We start from the raw sequence: 25,814 nt of genomic DNA on the forward strand, positions 1-25,814 counted from the left end.
AGTATGCCGTTGCCCTGGCCGTGCTCAGGCGGCCCGCGCGGCCTTCTTCTGCAGGCCGGCGGCGATCTTCAGGTCCTCGACAAAGCGTCGATACTCCAACACCTTGGCTTCGGGATCCGGCAGCCGCAGCAGATAGGACGGATGCACCGTCACGAGCGCTTTACGCCCGTCGGGAAGATCGATCAACCGGCCGCGGTTCTTGCCGATGGGAGTGATCTTGCCGAACACGCTTTGCGCGGCGGTGGCGCCCATAGCTACGATGAGATCGGGCTGGATTGCCGAAACTTCCCGCTCATACCATTGCCGGCACGCCCGGATCTCAGGTGTGTTCGGCTTCTGGTGCAGGCGGATCTTTCCGCGCGGCACGAATTTGAAGTGCTTCACCGCGTTGGTGACATAGACCTTCTTGCGGTCGACGCCGGCCTCCTCCAGTGCGCGATCGAGCATTTGCCCGGCCGGGCCGACGAAGGGATGACCGGCGAGGTCTTCCTTGTCGCCGGGCTGCTCGCCGACCAGCATAATGTTGGCGTTCCTCGGACCTTCGCCAAACACCGTTTGCGTCGCATCCTTGTAGAGATGGCAGGCGCGGCAATGTGCAGCCTCCTCGCGGAGCGTTTCGAGATCATCGGCAGCTGACTTGCGTTTCATCGGAGCCTCCGGCCGCTTCTGAGGCTTGTGCGGATCGGTTGCGGCATTGGCGATCATGGCGCCGGTCATGCGCTCGGCGTCCTCGATCAAGGGCTTAATGATCGAAGCCTCGGGCAGGTTCCTCCAATATTTCTTCGGCATCTCGGCCTGCATCGCCTTCACCTTGAGCCGCGCCGGATTGAAGATGCTGGCATAGTAGCGCCGCCAGGTTTCCTCTAGCCTGTCTTCGCCCGGCGCCTCGCTTTTGCTGACGCCCGGCGTGAACGCGAGCGCATGGCCGTCCCAATGCGCGCAGAGGTCCGGCGTCAGGATCGACCATGGCATGTCGGCAAAGCGCTTGGCGAAGAACGGGGCAGCGAGTTCGACGATGTGATGCTCCGGCTCGAACCAGGCGACGTAATGCGCCTCACGCTCCCGGCCGATCTCGCGGAAGCGCACGAAGGCGTGCATCTTGTGCTCGTCGCGATAGACGGCTTTCGCCATGGCCGTGACAAGCGCGACGTCGGAATCGGTCGCGACCTCGATGAGATCGTGATCGTCCTTCAGCCGGAACAGCAGGTGATAGAGGATCGCGAAGCGCTCGGGATCGCGGTGCAGAAGCGCGGCCTTGGCGAGCTCGATGAATTTGCCTGATACGGTGAAGGTGCCCTCGTTCACCTCGAGGATCGGAGACGGCGCTTGCGGCGCGAACAGCTCGTCTTCGCGGCCCCGCACGGTCCACGTGACGTCGCTGGGCGGCACGTGGCGAAGCACGAGGCTGCGCGCGGCTTTGCGCCAGCCGTCGAAATCGGTTTCGGTGTCGAGCATGATGTACTGCATCAGAAGCCAAATCCGAGCTGCGTTGCTTTCGGCTTGAACCGTTCGATCAGCCCGGCGGCATCGAGACGATGCAGTGAGGGACGGTGATCGCTGAGGACGATGAACGGCAGCGCCTTGTTGCGGGGTACATGAAGCCGCGCGAGATCGGCGAGGCGGATCGTGGTGGTGCGCCGGGTCGCGAGGATGCGTTCGACCGTCCTGGTGCCGAAGCCCGGCACGCGCAGCAGCTCCTCGCGGCTGGCGCGGTTGACGTCGAGCGGGAAGCGGTCGCGGTGGCGCAGCGCCCAGGCGAGCTTGGGATCGATGTCGAGCGGCAGCATCGCGCTGTCGTCGACGATCTCGCCGACATCGAAGCCGTAGAACCGCATCAGCCAGTCGGCCTGGTACAGCCGGTGCTCGCGCAGCAGCGGCGGCGCGCGCAGGGGGAGCGCGCGGCTGGCATCGGGGATCGGGCTGAAGGCGGAGTAATAGACGCGCCGCAGCCGGTAGGCGCCATAGAGATTGGCGCTGGTGTGGAGAATGGTGTGATCGGAGGCGCTATCTGCGCCGACGATCATCTGCGTGCTTTGTCCGGCGGGCGCGAAGCGCTGCGGCCTGGCCTTTGTTTTCGTTGTGCGGTTCTCCTCGGCCTCGTCCAGCTTCAACCGCAGCCGGCCCATGGTGCGGCGGATCGCGCGCACGTCCTTCTCCGGCGCGAATTGCTGCAGGCTCGTCTCCTCAGGCATCTCGATGTTGATCGAAAGACGGTCGGCATATTTGCCGGCCTCGGCGATCAGGACGTCGTCGGCCTCGGGAATGGTCTTCAGATGGATGTAGCCGCGAAAATGATGCTCCTCGCGCAGCTTGCGTGCGACGCTCACCACTTGCTCCATCGTGTAATCAGGGCTGCGGATGATGCCGGAGGAGAGGAACAGGCCTTCGATGTAATTGCGCCGGTAGAAGTCGAGCGTGAGCTTGACCAATTCGTCGATGGTGAAGCGGGCGCGTGGGACGTTTGAGGAGGCGCGGTTGACGCAATAGAGGCAATCGTAATTGCAGGCGTTGGTCAGCAGCACCTTGAGCAGGGAGATGCAGCGTCCGTCCGGCGCGTAGGAATGGCAGATGCCCATGCCCGGCGCGGTCGAGCCCATGCCCTTGCCGTCGCTGGAATCCCGCTTCTCGGTGCCGCTGGAGGCACAGGATGCGTCGTATTTGGCGGCGTCCGCCAGAATCTCCAGCTTGCGTTGTACGTCCATGTTTGAATCTCTTTGATTCTGCTCATGAATCTTTAGAGGCGCCAATTCGATTGACTCTGCCGGCGCCGTTAGCTTTATATTAGAACATATCATGAACAAATGAGCCAGCCGCAGGTTCTTATTTTCGAGAACTTCGGCAATCATCTCTGAGGAGCGGCGAGCATGAGCGGCGCACGTATGAGCGCGCTTGCAATCCTGCGCGGCCAGATCGAGCGCATCGAGACGGCCGAGGTCGTGCATCCGCGCGATCGCATCGCGCTCGGCCATGGCGCGGCCGACGCCGCGCTGAAGGGCGGGCTCGCGCGCGCGGCGATCCACGAGGTGTTTTGCGAGGGGCGCCAGGGCGCGGCCGCGACGGGCTTTGTCATGGGCCTTGCGGGACGCGTGAGCGCACGCCGGCCGCTATTGTGGGTGCGGCAGGATTTTTCGGAGCTCGAAACCGGCGCGCTGTCGATGAGCGGGTTATCCGAACTCGGCCTCGATCCGCGCCATGTGGTGATGGTGCGCGCCGCCGATGTCGAGAGCGCGCTGCGCACCTCGGCCGATGCGCTTGCCTGCGATGCGCTGGGCGCTGTCGTGCTCGAGCTCTGGGGCGAGGTCAGGCAGTTCGATCTGGTGGCGAGCCGCAAGCTGACGCTGGCTGCGCAAGGCTCGGGCGTTACCGGCCTCTTGCTGCGGATGGCCGCGCAGCCGCTGCCCTCGACCGCGGAGACCAGGTGGATGCTGCGTGCGGCGCATTCGCCGCCGGGCTCGGTGTGGAGTGCCTGGGGCGCGCCGGTGTTCGATGCCGAACTCTTGCGCAATCGTCATGGCCCGTGCGGCCGGTGGATCATGGAATGGAATTGTGATGAGTGCCAGTTCAGTGAACCCTCGACGTATCCTCAGCCTGTGGTTGCCGCGCCTGCCCATCGACAGGATCCAGCGGTTCTTCAACAGCGCCGGGCTGGGTAAAGCCAATCCTGAGCCAAGCATCGTCGTCATCAAGGACAACAATGCGCTGGTGATCCATGCGCTGGACGAGGCCGCCGAGCGTCTCGGCCTGTATATCGGCCAGCCTCTGGCCAATGCGCGGGCGATGTGCCCGGACTTGCGTGTGTTCGACGCCGATACCGTGGCCGATGCGAAGACACTCAGCGATATCGCCGATTGGTGCGATCGCTTCACGCCGCTGGTGGCGCTCGATCCGCCGCACGGGCTGTTCCTGGACATCACCGGCTGCGCGCATCTGTTCGGCGGCGAGGCCGCGTTGTTGCGGACATTGGTCCGCGCGCTCGGCCGGCAAGGCTTTGCCGTTAGCGCGGCGATCGCCGGCACCTCGATCTGCGCCCGCACGCTGACGCGGCAGGCATCCGGTACCATCGTCGCTGATGGCGGAGAGGCGGAGGCGATCAGGTCGTTTCCAGTTTCCGCGCTTGGTGCAGGTGAAGCCATCACCACCGGCCTGCGCCGCGCCGGGCTGAAGACCATCGGCGATGTCGCCTCGCGCGCGCCGGGCGAGATCACGGCGCGGTTCGGCGCCCGCTTCTCCACGCTGCTCGCGTATGCGCTGGGGCAGGGCGATGCGCCGATCAGCCCGCGCAAACCGCTGCCCGATTACATCGTCGAGAAGCGTTTTGCCGAGCCGATCGCGACCGACACCATGATCGCGATGACGCTGTCGCGGCTGGCCGACACGCTGATCGCGTCCATGGAGAAGCAGGGCAAAGGCGCGCGGCGGCTTGAAGCGGCCTTCTTCCGCACCGACGGTGTGGTGCGTACGATCACGGTCGAGACCGGACGTCCGGTGACGCGAAGCGCCGTGGTCGACCGCCTGTTCCGCGAGCGGCTCGATGCACTCGCCGATCCCCTCGATCCCGGCTTCGGCTTCGACATGGTGCGGCTGTCGGCGAGCCGTACCGAGATCGTGGTGCAGGAGCAGCGCGATCTCGATGCCCATGTCCACGACAATGACGAGCTCGCCGCGCTGATCGACCGCATCGCCGCGCGCATCGGGGGAAAACGCGTCGTCGTGCACCTGCCGCAGGATACCCATATCCCCGAAAGCGCGGTGCTGGCCGCATCGGGGCAGCATCATCTCGCTGCTGCCATGCAGGCCGAATGGCCGGCGCGCGTCGCATGCGAGCCGCCGCTGCGTCCCTTGCGGCTGTTTGACAAGCCGGAGCCGATCAAGGTGCCGTTCGCGACCGTGCCCGATGGTCCGCCGCATCAATTCACCTGGCGCCGCGCGCTGCATGCGGTGGTGCGGGTGGAGGGGCCCGAGCGCATCGCGATGGAATGGTGGCGGCAGGACGGCAAGCAGCTGACGCGGGATTATTTCCGCATCGAGGATGCCGAAGGCCTGCGCTTCTGGATCTTTCGCGACGGTCTCTATGAAGGCGAGGTGTTCGACGGTGACGGCAAGCCTGCGTCTCCCGGCTGGTATGTGCACGGTCTCTTCGCATGAATACGTTTAGCTATGCCGAGATCGGCATCACCACAAACTTCTCCTTCCTGCGCGGCGGCTCGGATCCGCGCGCCTATGTGCATCAGGCGAGCAAGTTCGGGATTCCCGCGATCGGCATCGCCGACCATAACACGCTCGCCGGCGTGGTGCGCGCCTACCAGGAGCTCGACAATGACGAGGTGCTGCACAAGCCGAAACTGTTGATCGGCGCCCGCATCGTCTTCATCGACGGCACGCCCGACATCCTGGTCTATCCACGCGATCGCGCGGCCTATGGCCGGTTGTGCCAGCTCCTCACAAGGGGCAAGCGCGGCGATGACATCACGCGGATCGAGAAGGGCGAGTGCCGTCTCACCTTCGCCGATCTCCTGGAATTCTCGGAAGGCCAGCTCCTGGTCCTGACGCTGCCGCATCGTTTCGAGCCGGCGCTGGCGCTGGATGTCCTCGCAAAGCTCAGGGATAGCCGTGCCGAGGGCGTGTGGCTGGCGGCGAGCCTGCTCTATCGAGGCGACGACAAGCGTCGCCTGTCCCGGCTCGATGATCTCGCCGCAAAGGCCAAGGTGCCGCTGCTCGCGACCAACGAGGTGCTGTATCACGATCCCGGCCGCCGTCCGCTTCAGGACGTGCTGACCTGCATCCGGGAAAAGACCACGATCGAGGCGATTGGGCGGAAGCTCGAAGCCAATGCCGAGCGCTTCCTGAAGACACCACGCGAAATGGCGCGGCTGTTCCGCGATTTCCCCGAGGCAGTCGCGGAGACTATGCGCTTTGCGGACAAGATCGATTTCTCGCTCGACCAGCTCAAATACCAATATCCGGACGAGCCGGTGCCGCCGGGCAAGACCGCGCAAGGTCATCTGGAGGATCTGACCTGGGCGGGCGTCGATAAATATTTCGGCGGCAAGATCGACGACAAGCTGCGCGCGACCTTGAACAAGGAGCTTGCGCTCATCGCCGAGCTGAAATACGCGCACTATTTCCTCACCGTGCACGATATCGTGCACTACGCGCGCAGCCAGAACATTTTGTGCCAGGGCCGCGGCTCGGCGGCGAACTCGGCGGTGTGCTACGTGCTTGGCATCACCTCGGTCGACCCGACCAAAGTGGACCTCTTGTTCGAGCGCTTCATCTCCAAGGAACGGCTGGAGCCGCCCGATATCGACGTCGATTTCGAACATTCGCGCCGCGAGGAGGTGATGCAATATGTCTACCGCCGCTACGGCCGCCACCGCGCCGCGATCATCGCCACCGTCATCCACTACCGCCCGCGCAGCGCCATCCGCGACGTTGGCAAGGCGCTCGGCCTGACCGAGGATGTCACCGCCGCGCTTGCCGACACCGTCTGGGGCAGCTGGGGCAAGGGCCTCAACGACATGCAGGTCCGGCAGGCCGGGCTCGATCCCGGCAATCCCATGATCAACCTCGCGGTCGAGCTTGCGACCGAGCTGATCGAATTTCCGCGTCACCTATCCCAGCATGTCGGCGGCTATGTGCTGACACAGGACCGGCTCGACACCTATGTGCCGATCGGCAATGCCGCGATGGACGATCGCACCTTCATCGAATGGGACAAGGATGACGTCGACGCGCTTCATATGATGAAGGTCGACGTGCTCGCCCTGGGCATGCTGACCTGCATCAGGAAATGTTTCGATCTCATCGACCAGCACAAGGGCGCGCGTCTTGTGCTGGCGAGCGTCCCACAGGACGACCCCAAAGTTTACGACATGCTGTGCCGCGGGGAATCGCTCGGCGTGTTCCAGGTCGAGAGCCGCGCCCAGATGAACATGCTGCCGCGGCTGAAGCCGCGTACCTTCTACGATCTCGTCATCGAGGTCGCGATCGTGCGCCCCGGGCCGATCCAGGGCGACATGGTGCATCCTTATTTGCGGCGGCGGAACGGGCTCGAGCAGGTGAGCTATCCCTCGCCGTCGCCGGACCACGGTGACAAGGACGAGCTCTACAAGGTGCTGCACAAGACGCTGGGTGTTCCGCTGTTCCAGGAGCAGGCGATGCGTATTGCGATCGAGGCCGCCCATTTCACCTCCGAGGAAGCCAACGGTCTGCGCCGCTCGATGGCGACCTTTCGCAATGTCGGCACCATCGGCCAATACGAGGAGAAGCTGATCGGCAACATGGTCGCCCGCGGCTACGATCCCAACTTCGCCAAGAGCTGCTTTGACCAGATCAAGGGATTTGGCTCCTACGGCTTCCCGGAGAGCCATGCCGCGAGCTTCGCACAGCTGGTCTACATTTCGTCGTGGCTGAAGCACTACCATCCCGACGCCTTCTGCTGCGGTCTGTTGAATTCGCAGCCGATGGGCTTTTATGCGCCGGCGCAGATCGTCGGCGATGCCCGCAAGAACGGCGTCGAAGTGCGCGACATCGACGTGTCCTACAGCTTTGCGCAGAACACGCTGGAGGAGGGAAGCGGCAAATTCTGCGCCGTGCGCCTGGGCTTCCGCCAGATCGATGGATTTCACTGGCTGGACGAGGATGAGGAGCGCCTGAAGCGCTCTCAGTTGTCATTCCGGGGCGCGCAAAGCGCGAACCCGGAATCCATCGAGCCGCATACGCCTGGAGAAATGGATTCCGGGTTCGTCGCTGACGCGACGCCCTGGAATGACGATGTCGAGAAAGCCCAGGACTGGGCCGACCGCATCGTCGCCGCGCGCAACCGTCGTCCCTTCACCTCGCTGGAAGATTTTGCCCGCGACACCGGCCTGCCCAAGCGCGCGCTGATCCTCTTGGCGGATGCCGATGCGTTCCGCTCGCTCGGGCTCGATCGCCGCGAGGCGCTATGGCAGGTGCGGCGGCTGCCCGACGACGTGCCGCTGCCGCTGTTCGAGGCGGCGACCGCGCGCGAGCAGCCGGACGAAGGTGCAAAGCCGCTGCCGGCGATGCCGCGCGCCGAGCAGGTGGTCGCGGACTACCAGACCATCCGGCTGTCGCTGAAGGGCCATCCGATGGAATTCCTGCGCGAGATGTTTACGCGCGAGCGTATCGTCGCCTGCAAGGAGATCAGCCATGAGAACGAGCGGCGCCGCGTCCGCTGCGCCGGCGTGGTCCTGGTCCGGCAGCGGCCGGGCAGCGCCAGCGGCGTCGTATTCATGACGCTGGAGGATGAGACCGGCATCGCCAATGTCGTGGTCTGGCCCAAGATCATGGAGCAGTACCGGAAAGAGGTGATGGGCGCGCGCCTCATCCTGGTCGAGGGCTACATCCAGAGCAGCCCGGAGAAGGTGACGCATCTCATCGCCCAGCGCATGGTCGACCGCTCGCATGACCTGGTTGGATTGGCCAACGATGCGCTAAGCCGCAAACATCCGGTGCCGGCAGGCGCCACCGTCGTCGAGCCGCTGAATGAAGACCCCCGTGCCCTCGTGGACATGCCCGCGCAAAAGGTCCGCCACCCCCGCAACGTCCGCATCCTGCCGCCGTCACGGGATTTTCATTGAGGGGATGGTGCGGGATGCAACAAAGTCGTCATTGCGAGCGCAGCGAAGCAATCTAGAGTCTTTCCCCGGGGGAAGTCTGGATTGCTTCGCTGCGCTCGCAATGACGACTTTGTTGCGCGATCGGGCGCGTCACTAACAGTCGTCATGCCCGGGCTAGACCCGGGCATCCACGTCTTTCCGAATGTGCAGCGGCGTGTGGATGGCCGGGTCAAGCCCGGCCATGACGGCGGAGGGAGCGCCGCAAACTCCACCCTCAAAAATTCACCCGGTTCGAGATCGCGCCGTCCACGACGAGATTCGACCCGGTGGTAAATCCCGACACGGGGCTCGCCAGAAACACCGCCGCGCTCGCGATCTCCTGTAGCGTCGCCATGCGGCCGGTCGGGTTGCGCTTCATCGCATCGTTGTACCGCTCCGGCATGTTCTTCTCGATCATCTCCCAGACGCCGCCCTTGAAATAGACGGTGCCGGGCGACACGACATTCACGCGGATCTTCTTCTTCGCGTATTGCCGCGCCAGTCCCTTGGCCATGTGGATCAGCGCGGCCTTGATCGGGCCGTAGGAGCTCGCCGTGTCAGCCTGCGCCGCGGAGATCGACGAGATGATCACGAAGGCCGCATCGCCGCCTTCGGCGCCACTTGTCTCGAGAAACGGCCGTGCGGCGTCGAAGGCGTGCACGGCGCCGAGCACGTCGAGCCGGAAATTCTGCTCCCAGGATGCGGGATCGTGCCCCTGCGCCATTGCGCCGGCATTGGAGAACAGCAGGTCGATGCCGCCGAGCTCTTTTGCTGAGGCCTCGATCCAGCTTTTCAGCGCCGCGCCGTCGGTGATATCGACAGGGCCGCCGGTGGCGTTGATGCCGCTCGCCTTCAACTCCGCGACGGTTGCCGCAACCTGATCGGCGTTGCGCGCGCATACCGCGACATTGGCACCTTCACCGGCCAGCGTCGCCGCAATCGCCCGCCCGATGCCGCGCGTGCCGCCGAGCACGACGGCGTTCTTGCCTTTGAGACCGAGATCCATTGTTGGCTCCTTTTTGTTGGTGCCGCAAGTGTAGCTGTTTCGGCTGGTATGCTGAACTCTCCAATTCGTCATTGCGAGCGCAGCGAAGCAATCCAGAAATGCATCCGCGGAAAGATCCTGGATTGTTTCGTCGCAAGGGCTCCTCGCAATGACGGCGGAGAAACCTCACTCCGGCGCCGCCCCGACCGGCGGGCCGCCGGGCGGGCGGTGCAGGAAGGTCAACGAGGCATAGGCGCCGGCCCAGGATCCGATCGCGGCGAAGGCGACATAGAAGGCGTTCTCGGTGTAGCTGATCACGGCGTAAGAGGAGAGTAGGTACCAGACCGCGCTCCAGTTCGCCGCGGAGATGCGCTTGCGCGCGATCACGGCCGAGGTGAACATGACATAGACGGCGTCGGTGGCCGCCGTCGCGATGAACACGGCACCTGCGATGAGGGGATCGATGGCGGCCATTGCATTCCCTTATGTGCTGATGGATGGTCGTAAAAATACAGCGTGATCCGGAAGGTTGTGCAGCGGTTTTCCGAAAGATCATGCTCAACTGCAAGGGAGAGAAGCGGTCATGCAAAGCCCTGCCGACATTCTCGAGAGCATCTGGACGTCCGCTGGCGGCGATCCGATTGCGCTCGGCCGCGTGCGGTTGACCGGGGGGGAGCCGCAAATCCCGTCCTCGTTTCGCGTTGCCGTCGCCGGCCAGACCACGATCGCCGCGGCCGGCCTTGCCGCCGCCGAGTTATGGAAGCTGCGCAGCGGAGAGGCGCAGGACGTCTCCGTCGACATGCGCCATGCCGTCGCCGAATGCCGTTCCGAGCGCTATCTGCGCCTCGACGACAAGCCGCCGCCGCCCGCCTGGGACGCCATCGCCGGCGTCTACAGAACCGGCGATGGCCGCTTCGTTCGCTGCCACACCAATTTTCCGCATCACCGCGACGCCGTCTGCAAGGTGCTCGGCTGCGAGCCCGAGCGCGAGACAGTGCAGGCCGCGCTGATGCAGTGGAAGGGCGAGGACTTCGAAACCGCGGCCTACGGCGCGGGCGGCGTCGTCGCCTTGATGCGCTCCTACGACGAATGGTCCGCGCAGCCGCAGGCGCGCGCGCTTGCGCAATTGCCGCTGCTCTCGATCGAGAAGATCGGCGAGACGCCGCCAAGGCGGTGGCCAAAAGGCGATCGTCCGCTCTCGGGTCTTCGCGTGCTCGATCTCTCCCGCGTCATCGCAGGTCCCGTCGCCGGCCGCACGCTCGCAGCGCACGGTGCGGACGTGCTGCTGGTGTCAGGACCGGGGCTGCCCGCCATCGACTGGCTCACCATCGATACCGGCCGCGGCAAGCTCACCACCTTCATCGAGCTGAAGAGCGAAGCCGGGCGGGCGCAGTTGCGCGAGCTGTTGAAGGACGCCGACGTCTTCTCGCAAGGCTATCGTCCGCGTGCGCTCGCCGCACTCGGCTTTGCGCCGGAGGACGCGGCGCAGATCAGCCCCGGCATCGTCTATGTCACGCTGTCGGCCTATGGCCACGCCGGCCCCTGGGCCGAGCGGCGCGGCTTCGACTCCCTGGTGCAGACCACGACGGGCTTCAACCATGCCGAAGGCCAGGCCGCCGGCATCGATGGTCCCAAGGAATTGCCGGCACAGATGCTCGACCACGCCACCGGCTATCTGATGGCGTTCGGCGCGATGATGGCCAAGGCACGCCAGGTGCGCGAAGGCGGCAGCTGGCATGTGCGCGTATCGCTGGCGCAGACCGGGCGCTGGCTTTGGAATCTTGGCCGGCTCGAGGGCGGATTGAATACCCCGGATATTACGGGAGAGGCCGTACATGCTGCGTTCATAGAACACATGCAATCTGGCTTCGGCACGCTGAAGGCGGTGCAACATTCCGCTCGGCTGTCGAAGACGCCGGCGCAATGGAGCCGTCCGGCGATGCCGCTCGGCAGTCATCCGGCACGGTGGCCGGCCCGAAGCTGACGTGAAGCTGACATGTCGCAAAATTTTAACGCAAACGGAAAGAGCCACGCGTTTTTTAGGTTGTTTGAACTCCCAATTCGGCACTATTAGCGCGACCGATGAGGCAATCATTTGCCGAGATCGTCGCAGACACGACCGGGCCCCATGGCAATTGAGAATACCAAGCGATTGCACGTGATTGCAAAACAACGGGTGATCGCATCCGTAGTTTTACTAGCTCTCGCCGGCGGCGGTGTCGGAGCGTACGGCTTGTTCTCTTCGGGCCCGAAGGAAAAGAAGCACTCCGAGATCTCCAGCCAGTCGCGCAGGAATGCGCAGAACTTCACGCCGACGCCATCCGAATGGGCGACGCTGACGATCGAGCCGGTCGCCGCCAGGAGCTTCCGCGCCGAGTATGTCACCGAGGGCAAGGTCGCGGTTGACGAGGACCGCTCGACGCCGGTGTTCTCGCCCTATGCAGGCCGCGTCACCAAGCTGCTCGCCAAGCCCGGCGAGGTGCTGAAGCAAGGTCAACCGCTGTTTACGATCGAGGCCGCCGACACCGTGCAGGCCCAGAACGATTTCATCTCGGCGATGACCTCGCAGAACAAGGCGAAGTCGGCGCTCGAGCTCTCCGATATCCAGTTCAAGCGCGCCAAGGACCTCTACGAGGGCCACGCCATTCCGCTTAAGGATTACCAGCAGGCGGAAGCGGCCCAGGTGCAGGCGCGCAACGACATGCGCTCTTCGGTGACGGCGCTGGAAGCGGCGCGCAACAAGCTGCGCATCCTGGGTTTCACCGACGAGGCCATCAGGACGTTCCAGGAAAAAGGCGTCATCGATCGGGAAATCACGATCTACTCGCCGATCTCCGGCACGGTCGTGCAGCGCAAGATTGGTCCGGGCCAATACGTCAACTCCGGCGCGAGCGATCCGGTCTTCGTGGTCGGCGACCTCTCCACGGTCTGGCTCACCGCCTTCGTGCGCGAGAGCGATGCGGCCGCGGTGTGCATCGGGCAGGACATCACCGTCAACGTGATGGCGCTGCCTGGCCGTCCTTTCAGCGCCAAGATCAACTACGTTGCCGCCGCGATCGACCCCACCACCCGCCGCCTGCTGGTCCGCGCTACGATCGACAACAAGGACGGGCTGCTCAAGCCGGAGATGTTCGCGAACGTCACGATCTATTCGGCCGGCGACCGTGCCGCGCCGGCAGTGCCGAAGCAGGCGCTGATCTACGAGGCCGACAAGGTCCGCCTCTGGGTCGCGCGCGAGGACAAGTCGGTCGAGCTGCGCCAGATCAAGATCGGTCTCATCAACGGCAATCTCGTCGAGGTCACCAGCAATCTGAAACCCGGCGAGCAGATCGTCACCAAAGGCAGTCTGTTCATCGACCGCGCGGCGTCCGGCAGCTGATCGACGACCCAAGAAAATTGAAGACCTGAATGGATCGTCTCGTTGCCCTTGCCGTCAACCGGCGTTTCCTGATGGTCGGCATGTTCGTCGCCGTGCTGATCGGGGGCCTGATCGCGTTCAACCGGCTCAACATCGAGGCCTATCCCGATCCGACCCCGCCGATGGTCGACATCGTGACGCAGAGCCCGGGCCTGTCGGCGGAGGAGATCGAGCGCTACATCACGATCCCGATCGAGACCCAAGTCGCCGGCCTGAAGAACATCACGACCATCCGCACCATCTCGCTCTACGGTCTGTCCGACGTCAAAATCCAGTTCTCCTTCGCCTACACTTATGACGAGGCGCTGCAGCAGGTGCTGAATCGCCTGGCGCAACTCGCGCCGTTGCCGGGCAACGTGCAGCCGCAGATCTCCCCGCTCAGCCCGATCGGCGAGATCTTCCGCTATCGTCTGGTCGGCCCGCCGAACTACAGCGTGCTCGACCTCAAGACCATCCAGGACTGGATGCTGCAGCGCCGCTTCCGCGCGGTGCCCGGCGTGATCGATGTCACCGGCTGGGGCGGCAGGAGCAAGACCTACGAGATCCAGGTCGATTTCAACAAGCTGGTCGCCAACGGTCTGACGCTGCCGCAACTGCTCCAGGCAGTCGGCAATTCTAACGTCAATGTCGGCGGCAACACCGTCAATATCGGCCAGCAATCCGCCGTCGTGCGCGGCGTCGGTCTGATCCGCTCGATCGACGATCTCGCCAACACCATGGTGGCGCAGACGGGTGGCAATCCGGTGCTGGTGAAGGACGTCGCCACCGTCACGGTCGGTCAGAAGCCACGTCTCGGCATTGCCGGCCTCGACGATTCCGACGACATCGTGCAGGGCATCGTGCTGATGCGGCGGGGCGAGCAGAGCTCGCCGACCATCAAGCGCGTCCACGAACTCGTCCAGCAGATCAACAACTCCAGCATCCTGCCGCCCGGTGTGCGCATCGAGCGCATCTACGATCGCGGCGACCTGATCGAGCTCACCACCCACACCGTGCTGCACAACATGGTGATCGGCATCTTGCTAATCGTGCTGTTGCAGTGGATCTTCCTCGGCGATCTCCGCAGCGCGCTGATCGTCGGCGCCACCATCCCGTTCGCGCTGTTCTTCGCCGTGATCATCCTGGTGCTGCGCGGGGAATCGGCCAACCTCTTGTCGGTCGGCGCGATCGATTTCGGCCTGATCGTCGATGCCACCGTGATCATGGTGGAAGCGATCTTCCGCCGCCTCACGCAGACGACGCCGATGTCGGAATCCGAGCATATGTCGAACGAGACGCTGTTCGGCATGAAGAGCCATGCCATCCTGAGCGCGGCAGCCGACGTTTCGCGATCGATTTTCTTCGCCGCGGCGATCATCATCGCGGCCTTCCTGCCGCTGTTCACGCTGTCAGGCGTCGAGGGCAACATCTTCGGGCCGATGGCGCGCACCTATGCCTATGCGCTGGCCGGCGGTCTGCTTGCCACCTTCACCGTGACCCCCGCGCTGTCCGCCATCATCCTGCCCGCGCATGTCGAGGAGACCGAGACGAAGGTGATGCTGATCCTGCACCGGCTCTACATGCCTGTGCTGAATTGGGCGGTGGCCAACCGCAACATCGTCCTCGGCGCCGCGGTCGGCCTGGTGTTGATGACGGTCGCGCTCGCCCGGCTGCTCGGCCTCGAATTCCTGCCGAAGCTGGAGGAGGGCAACCTCTGGATCCGTGCCACGCTGCCGCCGACCATCTCGCTGCAGGAAGGCAATAGCTACGTCAACGAGATGCGCAAGGTGATCCGCGCCCGGCCCGAGGTGGAATCCGTCGTGTCGCAACACGGCCGTCCCGACGACGGTACCGACGCCGCCGGCTTCTTCAACGCCGAGTTCTTCGCGCCGCTCAAGCCCGTGAGCCAGTGGCCCGGCACCCGCGACAAGGAAGAGCTGACCGCGCAATTGCTCAAGCAGCTCGACGATCGCTTTCCCGGCGTCGAGTTCAACTTCTCGCAATATCTCCAGGACAACGTCTCCGAAGCCGTTTCCGGCGTGAAGGGCGAGAACTCGATCAAGCTGTTCGGCAGCGACCTTCAGGCGCTGACCGATACCGCCAACAAGATCAAGCAGGTGCTATCGACCGTGCAGGGCGTCACCGACCTTGCCGTGTTCACTTCGCTGGGACAGCCGACCGTTCAGATCGACATCGACCGCGCCAAGGCCGCGCGCTACGGCCTGGCGCCGGGCGACATCAACGCCACCATCAAGGTCGCGATCGGCGGCGACACCGCCGGCGACCTCTATGAGCCCGGAAGCGACCGCCACTTCCCGATCATCGTCCGCCTCGCGCCGGAATACCGCCGCAGCGCCGAGGCGATCCAGAATTTGCGGATCGGTGCGCCCGGGCCGAACGGCACCGTCACGCAGATTCCGCTGAGCGAGGTCGCGACCATCAGCCTCGTCTCCGGCGCCGCCTACATCTATCGCGAGCAGCAGGAGCGCTACCTGCCGATCAAGTTCTCGGTGCGCGAACGCGATCTCGGCAGCGCGATCCGCGAGGCGCAGGACAAGATCGCCGCGCAGGTGCAGCTGCCGCCGGGCTCGCACATGGAATGGGTCGGCGAGTTCGGCAATCTCCAGGACGCCATCCGGCGGCTTTCGATCGTGGTGCCGATCTCGCTGGCGCTGATTGGCGTGCTGCTCTGGTTCAATTTCGGCTCGATGACCGACACGCTGCTCGCGATGAGCGTGATTCCGATGGCGATCTTCGGCGGCGTGCTCGGCCTCTTGATCTCGGGCACCGCGTTCAGCGTCTCCGCCGCGATCGGCTTCATCGCGCTGTTCGGCATCGCCGTGATGGACGGCATCATCATCCTGTCGCAGTTCAACCAGCTGATCGAAGAGGGCATGGACCGCATGAGCGCGGTGGTGCGCACCGGCGAGCTGCAGCTTCGGCCGGTGCTGATGACCTGCGTCGTCGCAGGCGTCGGCCTGCTGCCTGCGGCGCTGTCGGAAGGCATCGGCTCGCAGGTGCAGAAGCCGCTCGCGGTCGTCGTCGTCACCGGCATGATGCTGGCGCCGGTCGTGATCCTGGTGACTTTGCCGGTGCTGATCTCCTTCTTCTCCCGCCGCGCGCGCTGATCGTCAGAACCCGTAGAGCCGCGCCGGATTGTCGACCAGGATCTTCTTGCGCACCTCGGCATCCGGTGCCCACACCGGCAGCTGGTTGAGCAGGCGGCCGTCGTCGATCTGGTAGAGCGGCGCGATGTCGGTGGGCTTGCGGCCCTCGACGCGGCTCGAATCCGGATGCGGCCAGTCGGTGCCCCAGACGATGCGGTCCGCATTGGCCGCGATCAGCGCGCGGGCATAGGGCACCATGTCCTGATAATCCGGCGCGAGCTTCGACGAGCGATAAGCGCCCGAGATCTTCACGTAGGCCTTGCCGGACTTCACCAGCGCGACGAGATCGGAGAAGCCCGGCTGCTCCAGGCCGAGCGAAGCCTCGAGACCGCCGAAATGGTCGAATACGACCGGCACCGGCGCCGTGTCGACGAGGTCCTTGATCGCGGAGATCATGGCGAGCGTGGTGTAGAGCTGCACGTGCCAACCGCGCGCCTTCATGCGCTCGACGGCGGCGGTGAAACGCGGGCGGCCGACATTGGGGTCGTTGACGCCGCCGGTCGCCAGATTGAGGCGGATGCCGCGGAAGCCGTCCTGGTGCATCGCATCGAGCGCGCTCTCCGGCGTCTTGTCGTCGATCACGGCAACCCCGCGCGCGGTCGCGCCGCGCGCCTTCATGCCGAACAGCGTGGAGGAATTGTCGGTGCCGTAAACGCTCGGCGTCACGATCACCACGCGCTCGATATGCAGTGCCTTGTGCAGTGCGGCCATTTCTTCCGGCGAAGCCGGCTCCGGCGTATAGACGCGCCCGGCGAAGAACGGAAACTTTTCGACATCGCCGTGAATGTGTGTGTGGCAGTCGCAGGCATGCGCCGGGACGTCGAAATTGATCGGCGTCGCAGGCTGCGCGGCGCGGGCATGGGCTTTGCTGGTCATGGCTACTCCGGCCGCAAGGGAGGCAAGCAGGACGCTGCGTCGGCTGAGCATGGTTTCTCTCCCGGTTTGTTTTTTATCGGCGAGTTGAGAATATCACATCAGCCGGGCAGCCGCTCCGCTTCGCTGCATAGCTGCTCGACAAGGTCCGCAAGCGGACGTGAGCCGTCCACGCGCACGACCGGGCAGGGCAGGCTCGAGAGCCACGCTTCGTGCTTGGCGAGACTGCGACCTTCGCGATCGCCGGCTTCGTAATGGGAGGCCCATTCGACGAAGTCTTCGGTTTCGGCATGGCGCCATCCGCCCGGCGCGACGGCATCAGCGCCGAAATGGGCGGCCTCGCGGGCGCGCAATCGTTTCATCCGGATCTCGCGCGGCGCGGTCACGAAGACGACGAGGTCGAAGTACGAAACGAGCTCTTCGCCCCAGCCGGTGACGGACCCGCTCAGCACCCAGTCGAGGCGCGGCAAGAACATCTCGCGCATCAGGCGCAAGCGGTCAGCGGCCGGGCGGGGGGTCTGATAGGGCGGCACGGTCGGCAGCCAGAAATAGTCGTCGGTGTCGTGATGCGGCAACGCCAGCTGGCCCGCGAGGGCGCGACCGAGCGTGGTCACGCCGGAGCCTGAGGCTCCCATCAGATGGATGCGGCGGCTTTTCATATGAACAACCTGAGCTTGGCCGAAGGCGTGGGAACGGCTGGCAAACGGCGATCGGACGTATGAGGGCGACTCGTAGCGCTCGTTCAGGCGGCGCGGCGGCGCCTTGACGTCCGCCCGCTTGTCGTAGGTTGGGCCGACAAGGTCAGGCCCAACGCGCCGACGATGCGCATGACCGTGCCGAACTCGGGATTTCCTGTCTCGCCGAGGGCCTTATACAGACTCTCCCGGTTCAAGCCGGCTTTTTTTGCGATCGTGCTCATGCCGCGCGCACGTGCGACGAGCCCAAGCGCGTCACGCACGAAATCGGCATCGCCAGTCTCTAGCGCAGCCGCGATATAGGCCGCCTGACGCTCCTCTGTATTGAGATAGTCGGCGGCATCGAAGCGCGTCGTCCTGGATGCCGTTTTCAACGTCGATTTTGCTGCCTTTGGCATCACAATGTCTCCGCTAGTTGCTGGGCTAGCTTGATGTCGTGTCGTTGCGTGCCCTTGTCGCCGCCGCAGAGCAGGATCATGATCCGCGGTCCGCGTTGCATATAGTAAATCCGGTAGCCCGGGCCGTAGTCGATGCGCATTTCCCGGACATTGCGCCCGACGCTTTTGCTGTCACCGGGGTTGCCCATCTCCATGCGGCGAATACGGACGGTGATCCGGGCAACCGCGCTGGCGTCCTTGAGGCGCTTCAGCCACTCCGAAAAATGTTCGGTTTGCCTAACCTCGACCATAAGCTGCATCTGTAGTCCATAGGCTACAAAATGTCAACGAGGCCTGAAGGTTGTGGCGGCAGGTCGAGATGGCGATGCGATATGGTTGGGCTTGGAGGCGCTGCGCGCAGGGGCTACTGCCCCGATGGCGTGCGCAGGCCGTGCCAGGCGTCGCGGACCTGGTGATAGTGCACCTCGGGCAGGTAATCCGGCGTGTTCAGATTCAGCGTCTTGACATCGAGATGGCCGATGGCGCTGAGCAGCGTGTAGGAGGCGATCACGCGGTCGCGTTGCGCGCCGATCAGGCGGGCCTTGGCCTGGATCAGGTCGGCCTGCGAGTTCAGAACGTCCACCGTCGTGCGCTGGCCGCCAGCTGCCTCGCGCTGCACGCCCTGCAGCGCGACGGTGGCCGCCTTCACCTCGGATTCGGAAGCCGAGACCGTGATCTTGGCGCCTTCATTGGCGACCCAGGCGCTGATCGCCGCCGTGCGCGCCTGGTTGCGCACCTGGTCGAGCACGAGGCGGCTCTGCGCCGTGATCTCCTTGGCCTGCCGGGTCTGCGCCGCGGCCTGGCCGCCGTCGTAGATCGGCGCGGTGACGTTGGCGACGATCGAGGCCTGGTCCTCGGCGAAGGTACCGAGCGTCGGGTCGTTGTTGCGGCTCTTGCTGGCGCTGCCCTGGATGGTCGCGCTCGGCAGCAGCGTGCCCTCGGCGATGCGGATGTTGGTGGAGGCTACATCGACGTCGAAGCTGGCGGCCATCACCGCCGGATGCTGGCGGATCGCCATCGTCATGGCGTCCTCGCGGCTCTTCGGCAGATAGCGGTCGACGGCCTCGGCAGGCCTGAGCTGCGACGGCGCATTGCCGATCACTTGCGCATAGGTGGCCTGGCTGACCGCAAGCGCGACCTCGGCCGCGTTGAGATCGGCAAGGCCACGATTGAGGCGGGCCTCGGCCTGCGCGGTGTCGGTGGGCGTGACGTCGCCGGCATTGAGCCGGCGCTGGGTGACGGAGAGCGTCTCGCGCAGGAAGGCGACGTTGGAGCGCTGTGCCTCGACCAGCGACTGGTTGGCGAGAACGTTGGTGTAGGCGGTGACCGCATCGAGCAGCACGCCCTGACCGACATTGCGCAGTGCCTCGCGGCCCGACTGCACCTGGAGCTCGGCGGCCCGCACGCCGTTGGCGGTGCGGAAGCCGTTGAACAGGCTCTGCGTCACGGTGACGCCGATGATCCAGGGCTTCAGATTGCCGGTCTGGATGGTGTTGTCCGGCAACAGATTGCGCACCGATTGCAGGCCGGCGCTGAGGCTCGCCACGATCTGCGGCCGGTAGCCGGCCAGCGCCTGCGGCACGTTCTCGTCGGTGGCGCGCTGGCGCGCACGCTCGGCATTGAGCTGCGGATTGGTCTGATAGGCTTTTGCCAGGGCTTCCGGCAGGGCTTCGGCCCATGCCGCGGAGGGAAGGGCGCACGAGAACGCCAGCGTGGTCCATGTCGCAAGCACATGACCCGCGCCCGATCGACGTCGCGTCACCTCGCGACCAGCTCTGGCGGTACGCCCAATCATGTAATCCCGCTTAACCCCGGCTGTCCGCCCCCGCCGACGATGGCCTCTTAACTGTTTAGCCAGCCGAGGTCCCGCAGGCAAACTGCCGCGGGCAAAACCCCCATGTATTCCGTGCTTGTTGCAGGCGCGTCACAGGATGTGTGCGAGAAAGCGCCAGAGCCTTACACTGGCCTGACCGGCGTGTGCGCTACCGGTTCTTGTTCACCGGCTTGCGCTTCTCGATGAACGCCGCCATGCCCTCCGAGCGATCCTCGAGCGCGAATGTCGAATGGAACAGGTTGCGCTCGACGCTCATGCCTTCGGAGAGCGTCGTCTCGAAGGCGCGGTTCACCGCTTCCTTGGCCATCGCGGCCGCAGGGCGCGACATCGCGACGATCTTCTCGGCGGCCGCCATGACTTCGTCCATCAGCTTGTCGGCGGGCACGATGCGGCTGACGAGGCCGCTTCGCTCCGCTTCCGCCGCGTCCATCATCCGGCCGGTGAGGCAGAGGTCCATGGCCTTGGACTTGCCGATCGCGCGCGTCAGCCGCTGGGTACCGCCGATGCCGGGAATGGTGCCGAGCGTGATCTCGGGCTGGCCGAACTTCGCAGTGTCGGCGGCGATGATGAAATCGCACATCATGGCGAGCTCGCAGCCGCCGCCGAGCGCATAGCCGGCGACCGCGGCGATGGTCGGCTTGCGGCAGCGCGCGATGCGGTCGCCGCCGATCGCGGCGAAATCCTCGGAGAACATGTCGATGAAGCCCTTGGGCTGCATCTCCTTGATGTCGGCACCGGCGGCAAAGGCCTTCTCGTTGCCGGTCACGACGATGCAGCCGATGGCGTCATCGGCCTCGAGATCGTCGACCGCTGCGGCGATTTCGCGGAAGACGCCGAACGAGAGAGCGTTGAGCATCTTCGGCCGGTTCAGCTTCACGATGCCGACCGCACCGATGCTCTCGACGATGATGTGTTCGAACGTGCTCATGCTCCACCCACGCTTTTGATTGAGCGGGCAATGTGCCCGCTGGCGCGGATGCCTTCAAGGGGGCCGGAGGCCGGGACGCGCGCGCGGGTCGCGTCCCGGCGGAACCAGCCATCAGGCCATGAACATGCGCGCGGCGGAGGCCAGGGTCAGCAACGTGCCGACGCCAATGAAAATCTTGCCGATCAGGGAGCTCTGGTCCCACGCCGAGCTCTGCTGGGCGCTGGCCATCACCGGCGCCGGCCGCGGCTGCGCCTCAGTTGCGGCGATCACCGCCTTCTGCGGCGGCGGGGTCTCCTGCAAGGCGCGATCGATGTCGTTGAGCTGATCGGGCGCGACGACCTGGCTTTCGGGGTTCTCGGCGTTGGTATTACCGGCGGCTGCCTGGATGTTGTCGTTGGCGCGGTTCGTCATCGCGGCCGCGGCCGCGGCAGTCGGCGCATCGGCGAGCTGCGCATTGGCGTTGGCGACCGCCGGGGCCATCTGGCTCGAGGCCGGGACCTGATTGTCGGTCTTGTCGTTCTTGGCCTCGTCGGGCTTGGCCACTGTTTCCTTCTTGTCGGCCTTGTCCTCGGATTTCTGCACCGTCTTCTTGCCGTCGGTGCGGCGCGAGTCGTGGCGCCGGTGCTTGGGCGTATCGGCCCCCTTGTCCGCGCTCTCCGATTTGTTGCCTGCGGCCGAGTTCGGCGCCGCTTGTGCGACGCCCCCGGACAGCAGGAAAAGCCCGGCCAAAACGATCAGGGCCGCGCGCGTGCTGGCTTTCATCATGTCGACGATCTCCCCAATTCCGCCCGTCCCGGCAGCGAACAGAGACCCCGGGGCGTGACGACAGCGCGGCAGAAAATGGGAATCTTCGGGCTACACCCGCCAAAAACGCGGCAAACCCCCTCGCGCAGCCGCCCGCCCGATGCAGGACGCACCGATCGGTGTTATGAGCCGTCCCAGATGTTTGCGGCCGCATCGGTCGCGCGGCCCGGATCTTGATCACGAATTCGTGATATGCTTGGTGCCCGCGTAACAAATTGAAAGAGCGGCCGAATTGCATGGTGAGGGGCGCGGGTGCGCGGACGTGAGGACGAATGGACCGGCCTGATGCGGTCGGCCATGGCAGGCGATGATGCAGCGTATCATCGTCTGTTGAAGGCAGTCACGCCGGTGCTGCGGGCCGCCGCGAGGCGTGGCTTGGCGCGGGCAGGTCAGCCGCCCGACCAGGCTGAGGATATCGTGCAGGAGATTCTGTTGGCGGTGCATCTGAAGCGGCATACCTGGGACAGCGAAGCCCCCTTCGCGCCCTGGCTGTTTGCGATCGGCCGCAACAAGCTGATCGATGTGCTCCGGCGGCGCGGCAGGCGCGTGTTCGTCAATATCGACGATTTCGCCGAGACGCTGCCGGGCGAGACGCCGCAGGAGACCGCTTCGGCCGGCGAGGTCGCCGTCCAGCTCGGGACCCTGCCGCAGCGTCAGCGCGACGTGCTGCAATCGATCGCGGTCGAGGCCGCTTCGATCAAGGATACGGCGGCAAAGCTGTCGATGAGCGAGGGTGCGGTCCGGGTCGCGCTGCATCGCGGACTTGCGGCGCTGACGGCAAAATTGCGGGACCATTGATCATGGACACCGATCAACTCATTCGCTCGCTCGCGGCCGACAACGCGCACCGTGCCCCACGCGTCGGCGCCGTGCTGATCATGGCGCTGCTGGTGGCCGCGCCCTTGTCGATCCTGATCTTCGCGACATTCCTCGGCGTGCGCGCCGATGTCATGAGCGCCATGCGCAATCCGTTCTTCGACACGAAGTTCGCGGTGACGTTGTCGCTCGCAATCCCCGCCATCATCGTCAGCCTGCATTTGTCGCGTCCGGAAGCCCTGCTGCGCGGCTGGGGCTGGCTGCTGCTGCTTCCCGTCGGGCTGCTCGCGGTGGCGATCGGCAGCGAGGCGATGATGGCGCCAGCCATGCCGATGACCATGCGGCTGATGGGCAAGAACTCCAGGGTGTGCCTGGTCGCGATCCCCGCTATGTCGCTGCCGCTGCTTGCGGGGGCGCTGTTCGGCCTGCGCCACGGCGCGCCGTCCCGCCCCGCTCTCGCCGGAGCGCTCGCCGGGCTGGTGTCGGCAGGACTTGCGGCGACCCTCTATGCCTCGCACTGCACCGACGATTCCCCTCTGTTCGTCGCGACCTGGTACACGCTCGCGACCGCGCTGGTGACGGCGATCGGCGCAGCGGTCGGATCGAAGGTGTTGCGGTATTAGAGCATGATCCGGAAAAGTGTGTAGCGGTTTTCCGAAAAGATCATGCTCAAACAATAACCTAAAGCGCGATGACGATTCATCCTAATCGCATCGCGCTTTAGCGCCGGCTTCACGCCGCCGGCGTCGCGTGCAACTGCATGCGGTGGAAGCGCAATACCTGTTGCGCGGTCGATGAGCGCAGCGCCTCATAGGTGTCGCGCAGCTTCAGCATGTCGGTCTGCGACCCCCCGGAGAGCTTCTCGCGCAAGGCGATGATGGCGCGCACGCTCGACCATTGCATGCCCGCGGCCTTGGCGAGGATCATCACGCCTTCGGTGCGGCTCTCGATCATCATGGTCTCGGCGGTCTCGACCGCGATCCCTGCGAGTGCGGCCAGCGCCGCATTGGTCTCGTCGAACTTGCCCTGCTCGGCAAAGGTGGCGACCTGGAGCTCGGTGAGACGGCCGTCCTCGTGCAGCGACTTCACCAGCGCGCGAGCCATTTCCGTCTGCTTGGTCCTGGCGACGGCGCGAACCCGTTGGGCCGCTTCCTCGACGGCCCTCGACACCTCGTCCGCGAGCTCGGGATGCGCGGCCGCGAGCTTCCTGCGCACGCTCGAGGATGCCTTGGCGACCAGCCTCAGATAGTGATGGCGCGGCAGGTCGGGCCGCAGGCCGATGCAGCTGGCGAGGTCGTCGTCGCGCTCGGCGCGGACCACGAGGTCGGCGAGACTCTCCTCCGAGAACCGCGCGCCCGGATTGCCGACGGTCGACTGCACCACGTCCTCGTTGCCCCGCGCCACCAGCACGTCGGTCAGCGCTTCCGACAACGTCCGCCGCAGCGAGATCGCCTTGAGATGCGCCTGGCCCCTGGTGTGCGCGATCTCGACCAATATTGCTTCGTCCAGCCGCTCCGACTTCGACAGCACGGGGCCGGAGACCTCGATCACCTCGTCGAGCGCGAGCGTGCGGATGATCTGCGGCGGCGCAGCCGCGATCGGCGCGAGCCGTTCGGCGAGCAGCGCTTTGGCCGACGTCTCGATCTGCTCGATCAGGCACTGGAACACGTCGTCGAACACGCGAATCTGGTCGTCGGAATAGTCGACCGCGTTGCCCACGAAGAGATCGGTGACCCGGCGCAGCGTCTCCACCCGACGCGCGACGGTCCCGTGCGAGAGGGCAGCCTGCAATTCCTCGATCAGGTTTTCGGATGGTCTTGCGGAATTGGATCTCATTGCTCTGTCCTGGAGCGTTCGGCCCGGCAGCGGCTTCTGTCGTGCCGGAGGAAAATGGATCGGTCAGCTCGCTGCAATGCAGTTGCGCCCTTGCGCCTTGGCGGAATAGAGCGCGCTGTCGGCGCGCGCGAGAAATGTGTCGGCAGTATCGACGTCGCGCAGCGTCACGACGCCTGCGGAAATGGTCACCCGCATGCTGGGGGAGAACGCGCCCCAGTCGAGATCGGCGACGATGCCGCGCAGGCGCTCGAGCATGCGGAGCGCGACGTCGCCCGACGTGTGCGGCAGCAGCAGCAGGAATTCCTCGCCGCCGTAGCGGCCGAAACTGTCGGCCGGGCGGATGTTGGCGAAAATGGTGATCGCGAAGGTGCGCAGCACCTCATCGCCAATGGGATGGCCGTAAGCGTCGTTGATGCGCTTGAACCAGTCGAGATCGATCAGCGCGATCGCGAAGGGCGTGGATGCCCGCCGAGACTTTTCGATCTCGGCATCGAGGAGCCGCATGATGCAGCGGCGGTTGTAGGAGCCGGTGAGCTCGTCGAGCTCTGCCAGCTCCTCGATGCGCCGATAGGCGGCCTTCAGTTCGATGCTGCGCTGGTACAGGATCTTGCGTAAGGTGGCGCCGAACAGGCCGAGGAAGGCGCACTGCCCGATCACCAGCACGAAGCAGAGCATCGAGGCGGTTCGCTGCAGGCGGGTCGCGACCGGCAGTCCGATCGGCAGGTCCGATCCCAGGAAAACCACGGTGAGCCCGCAGGTGGCGAGGCCCCAGGTGAGCATGGCCTGGCTCGAGGTCATCCGCAGCGTGCCGAACGCGAAGATTAGAAACAACACGGCAAGAAACGCGACCCCGATGGTCGGCACCGAGAGCAGGAACACCAATTGCAGCGCCATATGCGCCGAAATCTGATAGACGGTGAGGTAATGATCTTCGAAACGGTCGCCGAAACCGGCCTCCGACAGCACCGTGAAAGTCCCGATGATCAGAAGGCCGCCGAACCAGAACAGCGTCGGAACGGCCATAGAGACCGCGCCGTCATAGGCGTAGAGCAGCAGAACCGCGCCGCCCAGCGAGTAGCTCGCGACCTGGCCGATATACATCTGGCGGCGCTGCCAGACGCGGCGCGCCTTGACCTCGGGAGCCGTCGTCTCGGGCGCGAGGACGAGATCCGCGACCTCTGCGGCATTCCTCTCCGGAAAGGACGTCGCGGCCGTACCCATGGTCCCGCCAATGGTGGATGTCAGCGTAAAAACCTACGTGGCAAGCCTTTAGGTTTGGTATCCTTTGAAATCGAATCCGAACCGTGCAGCAGGGAACAAGGCGATCATCTAGCGTGAGAATTTTACCGGTGATCACGCATCGTGTGCGCTGCGGTCGAGCCGAAACAAGGCTTGACGCGACAAAGGTGGTGAGGGGCTGC

21 protein-coding genes are annotated in these 25,814 nt (G+C 65.0%); 8 read left to right on the forward strand and 13 right to left on the reverse strand.

The features are described from left to right. Positions 1 to 24 precede the first annotated feature (24 nt). The gene (locus tag HZZ16_RS00105) at positions 25 to 1,467 is read right to left on the reverse strand and encodes a UdgX family uracil-DNA binding protein (protein ID WP_197946332.1); all 1,443 of its coding nucleotides are present in this window, start codon (positions 1,465 to 1,467) and stop codon (positions 25 to 27) included. Further along, positions 1,467 to 2,702, reverse strand: a complete 1,236-nt coding sequence (locus tag HZZ16_RS00110; protein ID WP_197946334.1) for a putative DNA modification/repair radical SAM protein — start codon at positions 2,700 to 2,702, stop codon at positions 1,467 to 1,469. Before HZZ16_RS00110 ends, HZZ16_RS00105 begins: the two co-directional genes overlap by 1 nt. Before the next feature lie 162 nt (positions 2,703 to 2,864). Between HZZ16_RS00110 and HZZ16_RS00115 the strand changes: the two genes are divergently transcribed. Genes HZZ16_RS00115 through HZZ16_RS00125 form a run of 3 tightly spaced genes read left to right on the forward strand, consistent with a single transcriptional unit; the run spans position 2,865 to position 8,603 of the window. Beyond that, positions 2,865 to 3,653 (forward strand): ImuA family protein, encoded by a 789-nt coding sequence (locus HZZ16_RS00115; protein WP_197946335.1) that lies wholly within the window; start codon positions 2,865 to 2,867, stop codon positions 3,651 to 3,653. Further along, positions 3,550 to 5,145 (forward strand): Y-family DNA polymerase, encoded by a 1,596-nt coding sequence (locus tag HZZ16_RS00120; RefSeq protein ID WP_197946337.1) that lies wholly within the window; start codon positions 3,550 to 3,552, stop codon positions 5,143 to 5,145. The genes HZZ16_RS00115 and HZZ16_RS00120 overlap by 104 nt, the downstream gene beginning before the upstream one ends. Continuing rightward, positions 5,142 to 8,603, forward strand: coding sequence for an error-prone DNA polymerase (locus HZZ16_RS00125; protein ID WP_197946339.1), 3,462 nt, complete (start codon positions 5,142 to 5,144; stop codon positions 8,601 to 8,603). Before HZZ16_RS00120 ends, HZZ16_RS00125 begins: the two co-directional genes overlap by 4 nt. 253 nt (positions 8,604 to 8,856) lie before the next feature. Here the strand turns inward: HZZ16_RS00125 and HZZ16_RS00130 are convergent, their stop codons facing one another. Next, positions 8,857 to 9,627: an SDR family NAD(P)-dependent oxidoreductase gene (locus HZZ16_RS00130; protein WP_197946341.1), complete on the reverse strand. Its 771-nt coding sequence runs from the start codon at positions 9,625 to 9,627 to the stop codon at positions 8,857 to 8,859. 165 nt (positions 9,628 to 9,792) lie between these two features. Next, positions 9,793 to 10,080 (reverse strand): hypothetical protein, encoded by a 288-nt coding sequence (locus HZZ16_RS00135; protein WP_197946343.1) that lies wholly within the window; start codon positions 10,078 to 10,080, stop codon positions 9,793 to 9,795. A 109-nt stretch (positions 10,081 to 10,189) separates the two neighbouring features. Here HZZ16_RS00135 and HZZ16_RS00140 point away from each other — a divergent pair, with 109 nt between their 5' ends. The 3 genes from HZZ16_RS00140 (at position 10,190) to HZZ16_RS00150 (ending at position 16,131) form a co-directional block, all read left to right on the forward strand. Next, positions 10,190 to 11,590 carry a CoA transferase gene (locus HZZ16_RS00140; protein WP_197946345.1) on the forward strand — a complete coding sequence of 467 codons (1,401 nt, stop codon included), beginning with the start codon at positions 10,190 to 10,192 and terminating at the stop codon, positions 11,588 to 11,590. 144 nt (positions 11,591 to 11,734) lie between these two features. Next, complete coding sequence (locus HZZ16_RS00145) at positions 11,735 to 12,985, forward strand: efflux RND transporter periplasmic adaptor subunit (RefSeq protein ID WP_197946347.1); 1,251 nt, start codon at positions 11,735 to 11,737, stop codon at positions 12,983 to 12,985. Positions 12,986 to 13,014: 29 nt separating this feature from the next. Continuing rightward, positions 13,015 to 16,131 (forward strand): efflux RND transporter permease subunit, encoded by a 3,117-nt coding sequence (locus HZZ16_RS00150; RefSeq protein ID WP_197946349.1) that lies wholly within the window; start codon positions 13,015 to 13,017, stop codon positions 16,129 to 16,131. 3 nt (positions 16,132 to 16,134) lie between these two features. Here the strand turns inward: HZZ16_RS00150 and HZZ16_RS00155 are convergent, their stop codons facing one another. The 7 genes from HZZ16_RS00155 to HZZ16_RS00185 form a co-directional block, all read right to left on the reverse strand. Beyond that, positions 16,135 to 17,097: an amidohydrolase family protein gene (locus HZZ16_RS00155; RefSeq protein WP_197946351.1), complete on the reverse strand. Its 963-nt coding sequence runs from the start codon at positions 17,095 to 17,097 to the stop codon at positions 16,135 to 16,137. Positions 17,098 to 17,144: 47 nt separating this feature from the next. Next, positions 17,145 to 17,702 (reverse strand): ATP-binding protein, encoded by a 558-nt coding sequence (locus HZZ16_RS00160; protein WP_197946353.1) that lies wholly within the window; start codon positions 17,700 to 17,702, stop codon positions 17,145 to 17,147. 83 nt (positions 17,703 to 17,785) lie between these two features. Then, positions 17,786 to 18,136 (reverse strand): addiction module antidote protein, encoded by a 351-nt coding sequence (locus tag HZZ16_RS00165; RefSeq protein WP_197946355.1) that lies wholly within the window; start codon positions 18,134 to 18,136, stop codon positions 17,786 to 17,788. After that, a complete protein-coding gene (locus HZZ16_RS00170; protein WP_197947243.1) occupies positions 18,136 to 18,426 on the reverse strand; it encodes a type II toxin-antitoxin system RelE/ParE family toxin in 291 nt (96 codons plus the stop codon). The genes HZZ16_RS00165 and HZZ16_RS00170 overlap by 1 nt, the downstream gene beginning before the upstream one ends. Before the next feature lie 113 nt (positions 18,427 to 18,539). Further along, positions 18,540 to 19,970, reverse strand: a complete 1,431-nt coding sequence (locus HZZ16_RS00175; protein WP_197946357.1) for a TolC family outer membrane protein — start codon at positions 19,968 to 19,970, stop codon at positions 18,540 to 18,542. 187 nt (positions 19,971 to 20,157) lie between these two features. Then, a complete protein-coding gene (locus HZZ16_RS00180; protein WP_197946359.1) occupies positions 20,158 to 20,937 on the reverse strand; it encodes an enoyl-CoA hydratase in 780 nt (259 codons plus the stop codon). Positions 20,938 to 21,048: 111 nt separating this feature from the next. After that, positions 21,049 to 21,702 carry a hypothetical protein gene (locus HZZ16_RS00185; RefSeq protein ID WP_197946361.1) on the reverse strand — a complete coding sequence of 218 codons (654 nt, stop codon included), beginning with the start codon at positions 21,700 to 21,702 and terminating at the stop codon, positions 21,049 to 21,051. A gap of 291 nt (positions 21,703 to 21,993) precedes the next feature. Between HZZ16_RS00185 and HZZ16_RS00190 the strand changes: the two genes are divergently transcribed. Together HZZ16_RS00190 and HZZ16_RS00195 are read left to right on the forward strand one after the other, a co-directional pair. After that, complete coding sequence (locus HZZ16_RS00190; RefSeq protein WP_197946363.1) at positions 21,994 to 22,539, forward strand: sigma-70 family RNA polymerase sigma factor; 546 nt, start codon at positions 21,994 to 21,996, stop codon at positions 22,537 to 22,539. A 2-nt stretch (positions 22,540 to 22,541) separates the two neighbouring features. Next, positions 22,542 to 23,180 (forward strand): NrsF family protein, encoded by a 639-nt coding sequence (locus HZZ16_RS00195; protein WP_197946365.1) that lies wholly within the window; start codon positions 22,542 to 22,544, stop codon positions 23,178 to 23,180. A gap of 109 nt (positions 23,181 to 23,289) precedes the next feature. On the opposite strand, the gene HZZ16_RS00200 is transcribed toward HZZ16_RS00195, so the two are convergent. Then, positions 23,290 to 24,393 (reverse strand): DUF2336 domain-containing protein, encoded by a 1,104-nt coding sequence (locus HZZ16_RS00200; RefSeq protein ID WP_197946367.1) that lies wholly within the window; start codon positions 24,391 to 24,393, stop codon positions 23,290 to 23,292. 63 nt (positions 24,394 to 24,456) lie between these two features. Further along, positions 24,457 to 25,614 (reverse strand): GGDEF domain-containing protein, encoded by a 1,158-nt coding sequence (locus HZZ16_RS00205; protein WP_197946369.1) that lies wholly within the window; start codon positions 25,612 to 25,614, stop codon positions 24,457 to 24,459. Positions 25,615 to 25,814: the final 200 nt, after the last annotated feature.

The organism is Bradyrhizobium glycinis (assembly GCF_016031655.1).
Classification (GTDB): Bacteria; Pseudomonadota; Alphaproteobacteria; order Rhizobiales; family Xanthobacteraceae; genus Bradyrhizobium; species Bradyrhizobium glycinis.

What these genes read in the sequence shown, in the direction of transcription:
- HZZ16_RS00105 (WP_197946332.1), bottom strand. Translation starts at nt 1,467, where the DNA reads ATGCAGTACATCATGCTCGACACCGAAACCGATTTCGACGGCTGGCGC.
- HZZ16_RS00110 (WP_197946334.1), bottom strand. Translation starts at nt 2,702, where the DNA reads ATGGACGTACAACGCAAGCTGGAGATTCTGGCGGACGCCGCCAAATAC.
- HZZ16_RS00115 (WP_197946335.1), top strand. Translation starts at nt 2,865, where the DNA reads ATGAGCGGCGCACGTATGAGCGCGCTTGCAATCCTGCGCGGCCAGATC.
- HZZ16_RS00120 (WP_197946337.1), top strand. Translation starts at nt 3,550, where the DNA reads ATGAGTGCCAGTTCAGTGAACCCTCGACGTATCCTCAGCCTGTGGTTG.
- HZZ16_RS00125 (WP_197946339.1), top strand. Translation starts at nt 5,142, where the DNA reads ATGAATACGTTTAGCTATGCCGAGATCGGCATCACCACAAACTTCTCC.
- HZZ16_RS00130 (WP_197946341.1), bottom strand. Translation starts at nt 9,627, where the DNA reads ATGGATCTCGGTCTCAAAGGCAAGAACGCCGTCGTGCTCGGCGGCACG.
- HZZ16_RS00135 (WP_197946343.1), bottom strand. Translation starts at nt 10,080, where the DNA reads ATGGCCGCCATCGATCCCCTCATCGCAGGTGCCGTGTTCATCGCGACG.
- HZZ16_RS00140 (WP_197946345.1), top strand. Translation starts at nt 10,190, where the DNA reads ATGCAAAGCCCTGCCGACATTCTCGAGAGCATCTGGACGTCCGCTGGC.
- HZZ16_RS00145 (WP_197946347.1), top strand. Translation starts at nt 11,735, where the DNA reads ATGGCAATTGAGAATACCAAGCGATTGCACGTGATTGCAAAACAACGG.
- HZZ16_RS00150 (WP_197946349.1), top strand. Translation starts at nt 13,015, where the DNA reads ATGGATCGTCTCGTTGCCCTTGCCGTCAACCGGCGTTTCCTGATGGTC.
- HZZ16_RS00155 (WP_197946351.1), bottom strand. Translation starts at nt 17,097, where the DNA reads ATGCTCAGCCGACGCAGCGTCCTGCTTGCCTCCCTTGCGGCCGGAGTA.
- HZZ16_RS00160 (WP_197946353.1), bottom strand. Translation starts at nt 17,702, where the DNA reads ATGAAAAGCCGCCGCATCCATCTGATGGGAGCCTCAGGCTCCGGCGTG.
- HZZ16_RS00165 (WP_197946355.1), bottom strand. Translation starts at nt 18,136, where the DNA reads ATGCCAAAGGCAGCAAAATCGACGTTGAAAACGGCATCCAGGACGACG.
- HZZ16_RS00170 (WP_197947243.1), bottom strand. Translation starts at nt 18,426, where the DNA reads ATGGTCGAGGTTAGGCAAACCGAACATTTTTCGGAGTGGCTGAAGCGC.
- HZZ16_RS00175 (WP_197946357.1), bottom strand. Translation starts at nt 19,970, where the DNA reads ATGATTGGGCGTACCGCCAGAGCTGGTCGCGAGGTGACGCGACGTCGA.
- HZZ16_RS00180 (WP_197946359.1), bottom strand. Translation starts at nt 20,937, where the DNA reads ATGAGCACGTTCGAACACATCATCGTCGAGAGCATCGGTGCGGTCGGC.
- HZZ16_RS00185 (WP_197946361.1), bottom strand. Translation starts at nt 21,702, where the DNA reads ATGATGAAAGCCAGCACGCGCGCGGCCCTGATCGTTTTGGCCGGGCTT.
- HZZ16_RS00195 (WP_197946365.1), top strand. Translation starts at nt 22,542, where the DNA reads ATGGACACCGATCAACTCATTCGCTCGCTCGCGGCCGACAACGCGCAC.
- HZZ16_RS00200 (WP_197946367.1), bottom strand. Translation starts at nt 24,393, where the DNA reads ATGAGATCCAATTCCGCAAGACCATCCGAAAACCTGATCGAGGAATTG.
- HZZ16_RS00205 (WP_197946369.1), bottom strand. Translation starts at nt 25,614, where the DNA reads ATGGGTACGGCCGCGACGTCCTTTCCGGAGAGGAATGCCGCAGAGGTC.